We start from the raw sequence: 13,019 nt of genomic DNA, 5'->3' as shown, positions 1-13,019 counted from the left end.
AGTAGACCGCGACCCGCGGCGGGATCGTCGTGTCGGAACGCCGGGCACCTCTCCCGGTCGCCTCGACCGCCCCATCAACCGCGTCCCGCGAGACGAACGACGTCAGGACCCCCAACGAAATCCAGTCCGTCAGCTGGCTACCCGTGTCCGTCACAGCCCAGGATCATGCCGTCAACCCGGCAGATCCACCCGAACCGACACACCACAGCCAGCCAAGATCCAAATAGTGGAAGTGGCATTGCCGGTAGCCCACGTCACCGCAGAAATGCCCCCGGCAGACGGCGTCGGGGGCCTTCATCGTATGCCCGCTATAGCCGCAGAGAACCATGCTGGCGTGTTGAACCGTCTTCCCGACGTATCCCCCCCATGGCCGACTCTGGACCGTTGGCGGGGTCGAGCGTGAAGGGGCCGAAGAGACAGTGGGAGTGCCGCCGTCAGGGAAGCGCCGTCATCGTGCGGGGAAGCGCCTCCTGTGGCAGGACGCGGCGTCGTCGGGGGCCGATGCAAAAGCCAGTGGCCCGGAGCGTCGGTGGTACCAGGGCGCTGACCTGCGACGCTGTGATATGCACGGTCGATGCCAGCGATCACTGGTCCACATTGACCAGTCCACTATGACTACCCCCGCTGGGCATCGCACCTGCACAGCGATCTTGAATGGCAACATGGTTGTCACATCGCGGGTGACGGCGGGGACGCGGCTACCGGACCCGCGACGAAGCACTTCTATTCTTGTTCTATCGTCCAGTAGAGTTCGCCGGCGCCATCCGCGTCGTGGGCGAGAGCATGCTCGTTGAGCGCTTCCACCCAGTCCTGTCCCTGAGGCCACAGCATCCGGACCTGGCTGGTGTAGCTCGCTATGGCGGCGTACTTCCGTGACCATGATTCAGGGGCTGGTGCTCGAACTATGGGTGTGCCCGCGACGTCCGGGCGCTCTGCCGTTGCCTCCGCAGCGTATGGGAGATCCTCCCAGGTCTCGGCCGCGATTCCAAGTCTGCCGGCCACGCTGAGGGCTGCGTCTCGTGTGGCACGGTGGTCCACGTGATGGCCGATTCCCGCGCAGGTCAGGATGCGGGTGGGTCGTAGCCGGTGGCACCGCGTCTCGATGGCTGCCTCAAGGGACGACCGTAGGTTGGGTTCGGCTGGAAGCGAGGTGTCGAACATCGCTTGGCCGTGGGTGCAGTGCCAGGCGCGGTCCGGCCGGCGTCGGTAGATCGCGTCGTGGAAGTCTGCGTGGTGGGCGTGTGCCCCCAGAATGGTGAGGGCAGCAGCGTCCTCGCCGCGCCGTATCTCGAAGGCGGTGCCGTTATGCGGCAGGCCACAGCGGTCGTGAAAATCCCGTGCCACCGGAGACAGGTCGTTGTCGGCGGGGAAACCCGCGAACAAGGTCAGGACGTGGATCTCCGTCCCGGCGCTTGCCAGCTCCGCGATCCACGCGCCTGCGGACAGCGCGGCGTCGTCGAGATGCGGAGAGACGATCAGCTGCGTGCCGTCGACACCGGTCACGCTGGCTTCCCCGCACGTTGCGGAGCATCTTTCCCGTCGAAGGCAAGATCGTAGCCGTCGGCGACTGCTCGGCACATCCGGTCGAGCGTGAAATTCCGCGTATAGTGCTGGCGCCCGAGCTTGGCGAGCGCGCGTGCCTTTTCTCCATTGCCGAGGAGGTCGAGAACCGCCGCGGACAAGGCCGTGGTGTCGCGCCGAGGAATCAGGACACCGGCGTTCCCGAAGTCGAGCAGGTGGGCGACGTCTCCGACGTCGGTAGCGACCACAGGTACTTCATGGGCCATGGCTTCCACAACCGTGCGTGGCGAGCCTTCGATGTCGGAGGGTTGCACCATGACGTCGAGCGCGGCGTAGATCGAGGTCGTGTCGTCCACGAGGCCGGTGAAGGTCACTCGCTGGTCGAGACCGAGTGCGACGGCGATGCTTCGGAGATGCGGCAGTTCGCTTCCTCCGCCAACGACAAGGAAATGCGCGGCAGGGCTGGCCGCCGCCACGGATCGAGCTGCCTCAAGAAAGAGGTCGAGTCTCTTCTCCTGGGACAGGCGGCCAACCGTCCCGGCCAGAAAGCAGTCTGGCGGGACGCCGAGTGTGCGCCGCAGGTGCTGACGGTTCCGGCGCAGGTCTTCCAGGCGCGAAGGGTCCGGCGGGTCGATGCCGTTGTGGACGACGATGCTGGCGGTCCGGCCCGGATGGTCGAGCTGGTGGACATGCCGGTGGGCTGTGGCGAAGGCGATGGCGGCAACGCGACCGCTGCGGCGGTCCAACGCGGACTTCAGGTGAAGCCATCGCGTCGTCTCGATCCAGCCGTGCGCCGTGACCGCGGCCGGGATGCGTCGCCACGTGCCGGTCAGCAGCCGCATGGACGCGAGGAGGTAGTTGGCCTCGTAGCCGTGGGCGTGGACGAGCGCGACGCCGTGTCTGCGGGGCAGCTCCGCCAGGCAGCGGATACCATGCGGTGGCGGCGTGGTGACGACGGGCAGACCCGCCTCACTCAGCAGGCCGAGATAGTGAGCGGTAGCTCGCGGGGCCAGGATCAGCGGTTGCCAGCTTCCTGCCCGGCGCTGCGCGACGGCGAGGTCGCGGACGTGAAGGTCGGCTCCGCCGACCGCTCCGGCCTTCTGCGGAACGATGACGTGCAGGACCCGGCGCGCTCCGCTGCTCATCAGGGTGTGACAGCCAGGTCGGGACGGCGGGTGACACCGGCCCACGAATCCCATACTCGGGCCAGCGCATCGGCGGCCTGGTCCCAGGTGGGCAGCAGTCGCACCGCGTCCTGTGCGCATTCCTGCTGGGACCGGCGGATCTCGGCCGACGCGAGAAGGCTCAGGCAGGACTGGGCGATCGAAGAGGCGTCGTCTCGAACGAGGACCGCTCCTGCTGGTAGCTCGCCGAGGCCCTGGACGCCCACCGATGTCGTGACGACTGCCCGTCCCCGGCTGAGGGCTTCCAGGACCTTGACCTTCACGCCCCCGCCGATACGGAGAGGGCAGACGACGACCTGTGCGGCGTCCAGCCATCCGGTGAGGTCGGGCACCGGGCCAGTGACCCTCACCCGCGGGTCGACACGAGCGGCCTCGACAAGCCATGTCGGCGGACCGGAGCCGGTGAAGGTGAGGGTCGTCGAAGGGCGGCTCGCCGTCACTGCCGGGAAAATCACGGTAAGCAGCCATCTGGCCGCATCCTGGCTTGGCGGGTAGGCAAAGTTCCCGACGAACAACAGGTCGCTGACTGCCGCGTCCCTGTCCGCGCATGGGACGGGTGCGGCGTGTAGGTGATCGGCTCCGTTCGGCAGATGGTGGACCGTGGCGAACGGCGCGTGCCGACGGATCACGGCGCAGTCCTCGGGGGTGATCGCTCCGACGGCCGCCGCCGTCCGCCAGGCAAGGCGCTCCGTGTCCTGCGTCAGCGTGGCGGCGCTGCGCAGTCGTCGGCGTTCCCGGCCGCTGGTCGCGAGGTCTGCCTGCTGCCAGAGAAGAGACGATTCGATGTTGTGTTCGACGACCAGGGCACGCGAGCGGGCCGGGGGCGGGAGCAGTCCGAGCAGGTAATGCCCTTCCACGTGAACCAGACAGTCCTGGTGGCGCGACCACCAGGAAGCGAGGTGAGCACGCGCACTGGCGGACCGATGCCGTCTGACATGCGGGCTGAGACGCGGGCGAGGCGACTGGTGCGCCGCGAAGACCTGCGCGCGAATTCCCCGGACAAGAGCCTCGTCGACCGCGCGGCGGTCAGCCTCCGGAACCTTCGAGATCGCGACAAGATCGATATCGAATCGGTGGGCAAGCCGCTCCAGGAGCTGGGCTTCGCGTAGCCGCCCGCCACTGGACGCTGGCCACGGGAGGTGATGGGTGAGGAAGAGCACCCGTTGGTCCCGGCCACCGCCCACCATCCATCCCCCGTCACAACCTGACTACCCTTGGCATCAGGACGGGAGGATCGTAGCATCCGGGTGATATGGATCTGATCCGTTTTCCTGACCCACATCCGGACAATCTCGCCGCGGCGCTGGCCCGCGTCAGCCCTGACGATCAGGTAGTCGACGTCGGCGGATGGTGGAAGCCACTCAACCGCGCTGACCACGTGGTGGACCTGTTGCCGTACGACACCCGCGCGGGCGGCGGTCGCCTGGGCCCTGGACCCGAGCGGTACGACGCCTCGACGTGGCACCAGTTCGACATCTGCGACACCCCCTGGCCGTTCGACGACAAGTCGTTCGACTTCGCCTTCTGCGGACAGACCCTGGAGGACGTTCGCGACCCGATCGCAGTGTGCCGAGAGCTGAGCAGGGTGGCCCGCCGCGGTTACGTCGAAGTTCCATCCGTGTGGATCGAGTGCACCTTCGACGTGGACGTCGGACCGCTGACACCGCGGTATCCCGGATACGAGAAGCACCGCTGGCTGGTGTTCCACGAGGACGACGAGCTGCTGTTCGTCCCCAAGCAGGTGTGGCTGTCGCTCGTCGAGTTCGTCCCGGCTCCGGTGGCCACCACGTGGCGTTCCGACCAGCGGATCTGGACCACTCCCGTGCATTGGGAGAACGAGATCCGAGGGCGGGAGCTGGCGTTCTCCGGCCAGGAACAGATCATTCCTTTGCTCCGCGACTACTTCGGCCGCTTCGACTACAGCCCGTTCCAGTCAGCCCGTGATTGACGTCACGACGTGCACGACGCTCGCGGAGGCCACCGCCTACGCTCCGGTCTGGGAGGAGATGCCGGCCGACGGTGCCAGCGGCATCTTCACCTCGCCGGCCTGGTGCCTCGCCGCCTGGCGGTTCTTTCCCGATCTCGGCTCGCCTCGGCTGCTGGTCGCCAACTCCACCGAGAGCGGTCCGCTCGGGATTCTGCCGCTGACGGCCGGCGCGAACGGACTGACCTGGGCGGGGAGCCCACTCGGGGACGAGCACGACGTCCGGTTACGGCCGGAGTCACCGCACGCCGGGCCAGCCGTGGCACGGCTCGTCCAGGAGATCGTCTCGCGGTCGCCGTCGACGGCGTCGGTTCTCCTGACCGACGTCCGGCCTGCCGGTGTCCTGGTCGATTTCGCGCCGAACCGACCCGGCACTCCTGCGCCGGTCCTGCACCTGCGCGAACCGGACTCGGCGTGGGGCTCGCTGGCGTGCATACCCGGCTGGTCTCGGGGCCGTTGGCGGGAACTGCGCCGGCTGCGCCGCGCCTGCGAGCGGTCCGGCCCTCTCACCATGACCAGGATCACCGAACCCGTCCAGCTCCACGACGCGATCCCCGACTTCGTCGCCGCCCGGCTCGCCGCCTGGCGGACGCGCGGCAGGTTCGACGAACTCCCGGTGATGGACCGCCACCCTCGTTTCCCCGAGTTCCTCGCCACCGCCGCCAGCGGGCTCGCCCGGACCGGCCGCTGCCTGCTTGCCCAGCTTCTGTACCTGGACCGCCCCATCGCGCAGGCCCTGTACTTCCGGCTGGGCTCGGCCGACCTGCTCTACATGAGCACTTTCGACCCGGAGTTCGCCGGCTACTGCCCGAGCCACCAGCTTCTCGCCGAAGCAGCCGCCGCCGCGATCCAGGAAGGAGTCAGCCTGATCGAGATGGGGCGGGGTGACGAGCCGTACAAGTTCGATCTTGGCGCTTCCCCTCGGCATCTCCGCGAAGTTCTGGCCCCGGGATGAGGGCTCACCGACCTGCGACAGATCATTGGTAGGTTGGGGGTCATGGCCGGTCACCGTGAAAGGACGCGGCACCCGGCAGAGTCTCGTCCGGGTGTCCCCGGGTTCCTCGCTGCCACCCTGCCCGGCCTGGGCGGGCTCCTGTCGTCCGAGATCACCGACCATCCGGACCTGGACCCCGACGACAAGCCCGGCTTCGACGGACGCGCCGACATCGTCCGTTTCCAGGCACGCCGAGGAGCCCAGTGGGAGCTGTCTGATCTCAGGCTCGCCGAGGACGTGTTCACCACGATCGGCGAAGCGGACGGCAACGCAGGGCCTCGTCAGGTTGCCGCGGCGCTCGTCACCCGTACCGGCCTGGAACGGGCACTGTCGGTTTGGGCCCGGTTCGTCCGCCACCTTGGCTCCGCGATGACCTATCGCGTGATCACCAGGGTCCTGGACGAACGCCGTTTCAAGCGGACCGAACTACGCCGTGCCGTCACTGACACGATCGCCACGCATCGGCCGCGGTGGCGCCCTGCCGACCCGGCGGAGTTGGAGATCTGGGTACTCGAATACCGCAAGGGCCACTTCCTCGCCGGCCTGCGGCTGTCCGACCGGCGGATGCGACAACACGGCGAGGGCAGGGAAAGCGAACGTCACGGGGCACTGCGCCCAGTCGTCGCCGCCGCGATGGTCCGCCTGGCTGGGCAGAACCCCGGCGAACTGTTGGACCCCTGCTGCGGGTCAGGAACGATCATCCGCGAAGCGCTCGACCTCGGCTGGCAGGCGCGTGGCTCGGACGTCGACCCGGAGGCGGTCGACATCGCCAGCACGAACCTCCCGGGAATCCGCCTGGAGCAGGCGGACGCGCTGAAGCTGCCGCATCCCGACGGCGGTTTCGATGCTGTCGTGAGCAACCTCCCGTTCGGGAAACAGTTCACGGTTGACGGGGACCCGCATGCCTGGCTGCGTGACGCGCTGCGCGAGTTCGCCCGGATCACCCGTCCCGGCGGACGGGTCGTCGTCCTCGTGCCACCACCGGTACCCAGGAACCCGCGCGGGCTGACCCTCCTTGGCGCCCATCCGCTGCGTCTGCTCGGCACACCCACCAGGATCTGGGCCTACGGCCGCTCGGAGGACGCCAGGAACTCCGATCTGGAGGATTCACCCACCACAACGGCGACGATGTAGGTGCCACATCAGGTCACCTTCGTGACGACCGGCGTTGCCGCACCTGGAGCGGTCAGCAGCCGCGTTGCCGCGCTACGGGCAGGTCTGATCCTTCGCGGCTGGCACGTCGATGTGCTTGACGTGCCACCGGCGCGGCGGTCGCCGATCCAAGCCGTCGTGGATCGCCTGCCGCCGTCAGTCGGCCAGGCGCTGGAGCAGGCGGGTATCGAGGGCGACGTGCGGCCAGCCGTGGCTTGGCGCTCGCTGCCAGCGCTGCGAGCTGTGCGCCACGGCGTGGTTGTCGTCTCCGTCCCCCCGTTCTCCCTCCTCGCCGCCGCGACGTTGATCCGCCGCGGTCTGCTCGTTGTCGTGGACTACCGCGATCCGTGGAGCGCCCGAGCGCACCCCCCTGCGCTGGCGCGGATCACCGGAGCTCTGGAAAGCGTCGCCCTCCGACGGGCCCGTGCCGTGACCTTCGCGGGAGGCCCTGCCTTCGGGCGCCTGCTCGCCGCACGGTTGGAAGTGCCAAACGACAAGATTTTTTCGGTTCCGAACGGGTTCGATCCCGCCGACCTGGCCGGCGTGCCGCAACCGATGGCAGACCGGCGCCGTGACGGCACACCGCTCGATCTCGTCTTCGGCGGCTACTGGTATGGACGCAACGGGCCTGGCATCCTCGCCACCGCGCTCGACCGCGTCGGACCGGAGACCGCCACGCTCACCGTCGTTGGGGACGCAGCCGCCACCATCGCTGTCCGGGCGGCCCGCGAACCCGCCATCTCCCGCCCCGCGCTCTACGCAAGACTCGCCCGCGCGGATGCCGCGGTCATCACCCTCGACCACGCCAGCGCCGTGGAGTCACGTATCCCGGCCAAGGCGTATGACTGCCTTGCCGTTGGCATTCCGGTCATCGCGATCTGCCCGTCCGGAGCGGCACTCCTGGCGATCCCGGGTGCCGCCCGTTTCCACCACATCGTCCACGATGACGTGGATGGCCTGGTCGCGCTTCTGCGGGCCGCCTGCGCGGACCGGTCGTTGCTGCGTCCTGGTACTCAGGGCAGTGGACCGACGCGCGACGCCGGAGCGGGCTCGCTCGACAAACTGCTACGGGAGATCGTCTCCTGACCGATGAGAACACCTTCTCCCGTCCGACTGCGCCCAAGAGCTGCTGTCGCACGCGATGCCGTCGGTGCGGCCCCTCTGTAGCATGGCCTTACTCCACTCGCTGTTCTACAGCGGGCGCCTACGGCCGCTCGAACTCTCCGTCCTTCGCACCGCCGAGAAACGCATCCCATTCGCCCGGAGTGAAGATCAGAACAGGTCCGCCCTGGTTTTTGGAGTCACGCACAGCGACTAGCCCGGCGTCTAGGAAGGCGACCTCAACGCACTGGCCGTTGCCGCCGCTGTAGCTGCTCTTGCGCCACACTGCTGCGGAGAGATCCACCTGCTGCACGGTCCGCACCTTCTCACTCCTTGCCCTCCGCTGCCAGGCTGGCGATCAGGCTCGTCGAGTCGTCAGGGCTGAGTGCCACGGCAGCGAGGTTGTCAAAGGACAATCTATACCGCCGGATGTCGGCCTCGGCCTCCAGAAACAGGTCACCGGCCATGCTCTCGACGTAGATGATCTCAGGGTCGGCCGAGTTCGGGAAGTCCATGAGCACGAACGACCCGAGCATGCCGGCGTGCGCGCCGGCCGCGTACGGGATGACCTGGACCGTGATGTGCGGCTCGCCGGCAGCCTCGGTGATCCTGGCCAGTTGCCGATGCATGACCTTCGGCCCGCCGACCTGGCGGTGAACAGCGGCCTCGTCAACGACGGCCCACAGGCGCAACGGGTCCTCCTTGGCCAGCAGGGCCTGGCGTTCCATTCGGGCTTGGACACGCTGGTCGATCTCGGTCTGGCTGGCCATGGGTAGGTTGCCGCGGATGACGGCACGCGCGTAGTCCTCGGTCTGGAGCAGGCCGGGGATGAACAGGGACTCGTAGTTGCGGACGGTGCGGGCTTCGGCCTCGAAGCTGATGTAGGCGGTGTAGTGCTCCGGCAGCTCGGCGTGGTAGGGCCGTAGCCAGCCCTGTGCGTCGGCTTCTCGGGACAGGGCGAGGAGGTCGGCGCGCTGCTGGTCAGTAACGCCGTACATGTTGAGCAGCGCGATCATCGTGCGGCGCTGGGGGCGGGAGCTGGCGGTGGCGGTCTCGTGCCGGTAGAGCGTGGCAGGGTTGATCCCGGTCTCCTCGGAGACCTGCTCCCGGGTGAGACCAGCGGCTTCGCGTAGGCGGCGCAGCTCGAACGCCAGCCGACGGGACCGCACCGTCGGCGGTGCCTGACGTTGCCTCGGCACAGAGTGCTCCTCTCGCTTCCAGGCGGCGCTCTGCCCCCTGTGACCTGCTACCCCACAGCCTTCCGCAAAGGATGCCCATGCATACCTTGCAAAACAGCATGATGCGGGGGCATGCTACGGGACAGTACATCGCCACGATCCGTGGCAATCAGGGGCCTCGCCTCCAGACGCGCGTGGCCCGGCGAGATGACAGGGGGCGACGCGGGTGGACGTCGGTCAACAGGCGGCGCGGCCTGCCCTCCACACAATCCGCTGTCCCCGCCGGAGGAACCGCCGCAAGGCAAGGCCCGGTGGGGACAGCGCCAAGCCAGCGACAACGGGGCGGGGAGATCTTGTGTGTGATGTTGTGGCCGGACTGCGGCCGGGCACGATCAGGGGCTCAGCGTGAACGCCGACCCGTCGCCCGTGATCCGGGTAGCCGTGGCGCACTTCCCGTCGATCGCTGCCGCTGTTCCCGACGCTCGCGCGAGCACGGTCCGCACGCTCACGGCCTGGTCGGTCGACGCGGACACCGTTGACGTGGCCGAACTCGTCGCGTGCGAGTTGGCCTCCAACGCTGTGAAGACCAGCCACCCGGATGGCGGCGTCGCGCTGCGGCTGACCGTCTGCTACGCAGTGTTGACCGTGGAGATGTGGGACGCCAGCACGGCCCCACCCGTCTTGACTGTCGCGCAGCCGGACCAGGAGAACGGGCGCGGCCTCGCGCTGGTGGACGCGGTCAGCCTGCGATGGGCCTGGTATCTGGGCCGGACCGGCGGGAAGGTGGTCTGGGCACAGCTCCCGGCCGCGACGCCAACCGTCCCCACCGGCAGCACCGCGGCGTTGCCGACCCGTGCACCTGCGCCCGTACCAGCCCCCGCCGCCCCCGTCACCTTCCGCAACGATCCGGCCACCCTACAACGGGTCATCGACCGTCTACGCGGCCTCGATGACTGGCACCGCCCATCCCCCAGGCATGGCAGGACCGACTGGCACCACACCGGCACCCGCCACCGCGGCATCCAGCCGGAGGCGACCCGCCGATGACGATCGTCCGCTCTGCCGTGCCTGAGCACCTGCGACCTGTGGTGCTGCTGGCCGGGATGCGCAAGCTGGTACCAGCCGACCAGATCGCGCAGGTACTCGGTCTGTTCGTCCCCCCGATCGATCCGGCCTCCCGCCGATGGGCCGCGCTCTGCGACGCCCTGGACGCCTACGACCACGCCGAGCGGGTCGGGGCCGGTCACCTCACAGCCGCCCGTCACCAGGTTGACGCGGCGGCCTCGGCCGTTCTCGGTCTCGCCGACCCTTACCCCACACAGCGCACACCCAGCCAGCACGAAGGAGCACCCATGACACTTGACAGCCTCCACCATCCCGCGACCAGCGACGACGGACAGACCGACCCACGACCGCCCGCCACTGCGCCCGGACCAGCGGAACCACTCACGGCGTTCGTTGCCCGGCAGGCACCACGCCTGTTTGCGCTCGTCGACGACGGTGCCGACCACGACGACTCCCCGATCCTCGCGTGGGGGCTCGACTGCCGCGACCATGTCAACGTCGTGAGCCCGGACGGCAACCTGTGGGCCAGCTTCTCCAGCATCGACCGCGCGCATGCGACGTACGCGTTTCTGGCCCCCTCCGTCGAGATCGTCTGGTGTGTCCCAGGCCGCCACGAGTGACAGCCGGGAGAGTGCACGGGAGGGCGACGGCAAACCCCCTGCCTGTCGGGTGGCCGTACCGGTCTCCGTGCCGGTCCCCCATCTGAGCGGCTACCCGGCGGTGCCTGCTGGCGCAGGTCGCACGCCCGCTGGTACTATCCGAGCACAGCCCGACTCGTACCTCTACAGGTCACGTGTTCACATCTGGACGGCCGTGGCCCCGGCCGCTGGGCACCGACGCGCGACAGCCTCCCACATGTCCGCTAAGCCCCATTTAATGGAATTGTCCGGCATCCTGTCTGTCCGCCCACCGGATCCCCCACCGGATCGCCCATCGGACTACCCATAAAGATGGGCGGGTCCGAAATATCGCGCCGGCGCAGGTCACAGCACCTTTCACACCCACCCAAGCACTCCGCGACTTAAATACCCAACGGGTACTGTTCAAAGTATAAATGCGGGCCGCGGATACGCGACGTGGCCCCTTTCCGTGCCGTTCTCCGGAGGCAGGACGACTCGCGCGTCTTACGGGCATCCGATAGCCCTGACGGTCGGCCTTCCCTGACAGCGACATCTGGCACGGACGGCATGCGGCCCGCAGAGGGTGCCAGCAGGACCACAGAGAACCCTTTTCCTCTGTGATCTCACTCACATACCCGGGCCGCTTTTGCGAGGAAATGTCCTGATTGATGCATGTCCTAACCGATGCCCTGTGCGCGGCCCCAACGGAGACCCTAACGGCGTACCTGCTTAGCGGGTACACCCGGACTGGCGCATCGGTGCAGATCAGCGGACATCTGACCCGTACCCAAGTGGGCCAAGACTCAGTGCCATTACCGGCATCGTATCTAATCATGGTCATGGGCGGGAGTGGCCGGCGGAATGCGCGCGCTTGGCAGAAACGGATGGCGCGGTTAGCGTTTATACGCCGAATTCCTCCCGCCCGTTCTGTGTGAGGTGCCGTGGTCGATCCGTCCCGCCTCCGCCGTCCTGCCTCCGCCGATTCGCACGACAAGCCAGCACAGACCGGGGACGGGCCACCGCAGACCGGCACGGCGGGCACGGACAGAGACGACCTCACAGCGGCGCCGGACGCCAGCGGGCCGACGCTCCACTCTGCCGCCAGGACACGCGACGCCCACGATGCCGAATCGGACGGCGATGACGCCGACGCGGTAGCGCGCTGGATGGCCGAGACGCTCGCCGAGGCCCCGCCCGTCCCGCCAGCGGTCGCCACCCTCATCGCGGGCGTGCTCGTCCGGCGACCACCCGCCGCCTGATCTCCCGAGCAAGGGACCGCCGTCGCCCATATGCCCAGAACACCGCGCCCTGCGCGCCCACCGGCGCCTACGGCCGATACGCGAATACCACTTGCCATGTGTGACCAAGGGGTGGTGCCGGCGGTGCTGACGTACCGTCCGGTTCCGCTGAGCATCGCCAACGATGCGCGGGCGTGTGGCTCGGCTTCGTCACCCTTGCCGAGATAGCCGAGTACCACCGCATTGAAAGCTTCGCTGGACTCTTCGTCGATCGGTGAAGGTCCTGGCAGGCGGTTGCCGGTCCAGACATGATCATTCATGGTCCGCAAGGCGGTTAGTGCTTCGTCTTCGCGGCTGGTGATGGCGTAGGCGCGGGCCTGTGCGCAGGCGAGGAGCGGGACGATATAGGGGTGCGCCTGCGGCTGGGCCTGGGCGGCGATGTCCGCAGCGGTCTCGAACTCGCGGGCGAAGAAGGCCACGGCGGAGCGCATGGCGGCAACCGATCCGGCAAGTAGTGGGTTACCGGCTGCCTGGGCGTGTTGAGCGGCGAGGACGAAGAACGTCAACGCGCCGTCGTCATCGCCCATGTCGAAGGCGAGTCGACCACGGTAGAAGGCGTATTGGCCGGCGAGGAGTTCGAGGTCGCGACGGTCGGTGCCGGTGACTCTGGTTTCCAACCGGGCTTCCGCATCGTCCCACGCCTGTTCGACGGGTCCGAGTAGATCCGCGTGCGGTGTCGTGGAGTAGATCCGGGTGAGGCGTTGGATGCCCTGGTGGAGCTGGGCGACACTGAGGGGGTCCGGGGTGGACGCGGCGATGGCGCGGGAGATCTGCGCGGCGCGGCTGGTGGCGCCAGTCGTGGCGGTGCTGGCGGCAAGNAGGATGCCGGTGCCGAGTAGGTCACGGCGGCGCGACGGACTCACCTCCTCGCGGGGCGGCCCGCTGCCGGGCTCCGCCTGAGCGGGAACCATGACGGGACGTG

The 13,019-nt window shown here is 68.3% G+C and carries 14 protein-coding genes; 9 read left to right on the top strand and 5 right to left on the bottom strand.

What is annotated here, in order from left to right; all coding sequences use genetic code 11:
- Window positions 1-723: 723 nt before the first annotated feature.
- The 3 genes from BMG523DRAFT_RS20350 to BMG523DRAFT_RS20340 are packed head-to-tail and all read right to left on the bottom strand — an operon-like array spanning window position 724 to window position 3,562.
- Complete coding sequence (locus BMG523DRAFT_RS20350) at window positions 724-1,503, bottom strand: PIG-L deacetylase family protein (protein WP_023840400.1); 780 nt, start codon at window positions 1,501-1,503, stop codon at window positions 724-726.
- Window positions 1,500-2,666 (bottom strand): glycosyltransferase family 4 protein, encoded by a 1,167-nt coding sequence (locus BMG523DRAFT_RS20345; RefSeq protein ID WP_023840399.1) that lies wholly within the window; start codon window positions 2,664-2,666, stop codon window positions 1,500-1,502. Before BMG523DRAFT_RS20345 ends, BMG523DRAFT_RS20350 begins: the two co-directional genes overlap by 4 nt.
- Entirely contained in the window at window positions 2,666-3,562 is an 897-nt protein-coding gene (locus BMG523DRAFT_RS20340) for a glycosyltransferase (protein ID WP_043592016.1), read from the bottom strand. The genes BMG523DRAFT_RS20345 and BMG523DRAFT_RS20340 overlap by 1 nt, the downstream gene beginning before the upstream one ends.
- 42 nt (window positions 3,563-3,604) lie before the next feature.
- Here BMG523DRAFT_RS20340 and BMG523DRAFT_RS25500 point away from each other — a divergent pair, with 42 nt between their 5' ends.
- The 5 genes from BMG523DRAFT_RS25500 to BMG523DRAFT_RS20320 all read left to right on the top strand — a co-directional run bounded on the left by BMG523DRAFT_RS25500 (window position 3,605) and on the right by BMG523DRAFT_RS20320 (window position 7,921).
- A complete protein-coding gene (locus BMG523DRAFT_RS25500; RefSeq protein WP_160323737.1) occupies window positions 3,605-3,814 on the top strand; it encodes a hypothetical protein in 210 nt (69 codons plus the stop codon).
- Between the two features lie 143 nt (window positions 3,815-3,957).
- A complete protein-coding gene (locus BMG523DRAFT_RS20335) occupies window positions 3,958-4,653 on the top strand; it encodes a class I SAM-dependent methyltransferase (RefSeq protein WP_043592015.1) in 696 nt (231 codons plus the stop codon).
- Window positions 4,646-5,644: a GNAT family N-acetyltransferase gene (locus BMG523DRAFT_RS20330; RefSeq protein WP_023840396.1), complete on the top strand. Its 999-nt coding sequence runs from the start codon at window positions 4,646-4,648 to the stop codon at window positions 5,642-5,644. The genes BMG523DRAFT_RS20335 and BMG523DRAFT_RS20330 overlap by 8 nt, the downstream gene beginning before the upstream one ends.
- Window positions 5,645-5,686: 42 nt before the next feature.
- Window positions 5,687-6,817 carry a TRM11 family methyltransferase gene (locus tag BMG523DRAFT_RS20325; RefSeq protein WP_023840395.1) on the top strand — a complete coding sequence of 377 codons (1,131 nt, stop codon included), beginning with the start codon at window positions 5,687-5,689 and terminating at the stop codon, window positions 6,815-6,817.
- A complete protein-coding gene (locus BMG523DRAFT_RS20320) occupies window positions 6,818-7,921 on the top strand; it encodes a glycosyltransferase (protein ID WP_035734513.1) in 1,104 nt (367 codons plus the stop codon).
- Between the two features lie 118 nt (window positions 7,922-8,039).
- Here the strand turns inward: BMG523DRAFT_RS20320 and BMG523DRAFT_RS20315 are convergent, their stop codons facing one another.
- Both BMG523DRAFT_RS20315 and BMG523DRAFT_RS20310 read right to left on the bottom strand, forming a co-directional pair.
- A complete protein-coding gene (locus BMG523DRAFT_RS20315) occupies window positions 8,040-8,249 on the bottom strand; it encodes a DUF397 domain-containing protein (protein ID WP_035734520.1) in 210 nt (69 codons plus the stop codon).
- A gap of 13 nt (window positions 8,250-8,262) precedes the next feature.
- The gene (locus BMG523DRAFT_RS20310) at window positions 8,263-9,135 is read right to left on the bottom strand and encodes a helix-turn-helix transcriptional regulator (protein ID WP_023840392.1); all 873 of its coding nucleotides are present in this window, start codon (window positions 9,133-9,135) and stop codon (window positions 8,263-8,265) included.
- A gap of 384 nt (window positions 9,136-9,519) precedes the next feature.
- On the opposite strand from BMG523DRAFT_RS20310, the gene BMG523DRAFT_RS20305 reads away from it, so the two are divergent.
- The 4 genes from BMG523DRAFT_RS20305 to BMG523DRAFT_RS25490 all read left to right on the top strand — a co-directional run bounded on the left by BMG523DRAFT_RS20305 (window position 9,520) and on the right by BMG523DRAFT_RS25490 (window position 12,759).
- Window positions 9,520-10,161, top strand: a complete 642-nt coding sequence (locus BMG523DRAFT_RS20305) for an ATP-binding protein (RefSeq protein ID WP_023840391.1) — start codon at window positions 9,520-9,522, stop codon at window positions 10,159-10,161.
- 17 nt (window positions 10,162-10,178) lie between these two features.
- Window positions 10,179-10,799: a hypothetical protein gene (locus BMG523DRAFT_RS20300; protein ID WP_134351751.1), complete on the top strand. Its 621-nt coding sequence runs from the start codon at window positions 10,179-10,181 to the stop codon at window positions 10,797-10,799.
- Window positions 10,800-11,740: 941 nt separating this feature from the next.
- Window positions 11,741-12,058 (top strand): hypothetical protein, encoded by a 318-nt coding sequence (locus tag BMG523DRAFT_RS25495; RefSeq protein WP_035734514.1) that lies wholly within the window; start codon window positions 11,741-11,743, stop codon window positions 12,056-12,058.
- Between the two features lie 515 nt (window positions 12,059-12,573).
- Window positions 12,574-12,759, top strand: coding sequence for a hypothetical protein (locus BMG523DRAFT_RS25490; RefSeq protein WP_043592014.1), 186 nt, complete (start codon window positions 12,574-12,576; stop codon window positions 12,757-12,759).
- Window positions 12,760-13,019: the final 260 nt, after the last annotated feature.

The sequence above is a fragment of the Frankia sp. BMG5.23 genome (genome assembly GCF_000685765.2).
Taxonomy (GTDB): Bacteria; Actinomycetota; Actinomycetes; order Frankiales; family Frankiaceae; genus Frankia; species Frankia casuarinae.
Note: the sequence above shows the minus strand (reverse complement) of the source record. Positions and strands in the feature narration are given on the sequence as shown.

Bases quoted from the DNA above. Each gene is read 5' to 3' on its own strand.
- BMG523DRAFT_RS20345 (WP_023840399.1), bottom strand. From the start codon at position 2,666: ATGAGCAGCGGAGCGCGCCGGGTCCTGCACGTCATCGTTCCGCAGAAG.
- BMG523DRAFT_RS20335 (WP_043592015.1), top strand. From the start codon at position 3,958: ATGGATCTGATCCGTTTTCCTGACCCACATCCGGACAATCTCGCCGCG.
- BMG523DRAFT_RS20325 (WP_023840395.1), top strand. From the start codon at position 5,687: ATGGCCGGTCACCGTGAAAGGACGCGGCACCCGGCAGAGTCTCGTCCG.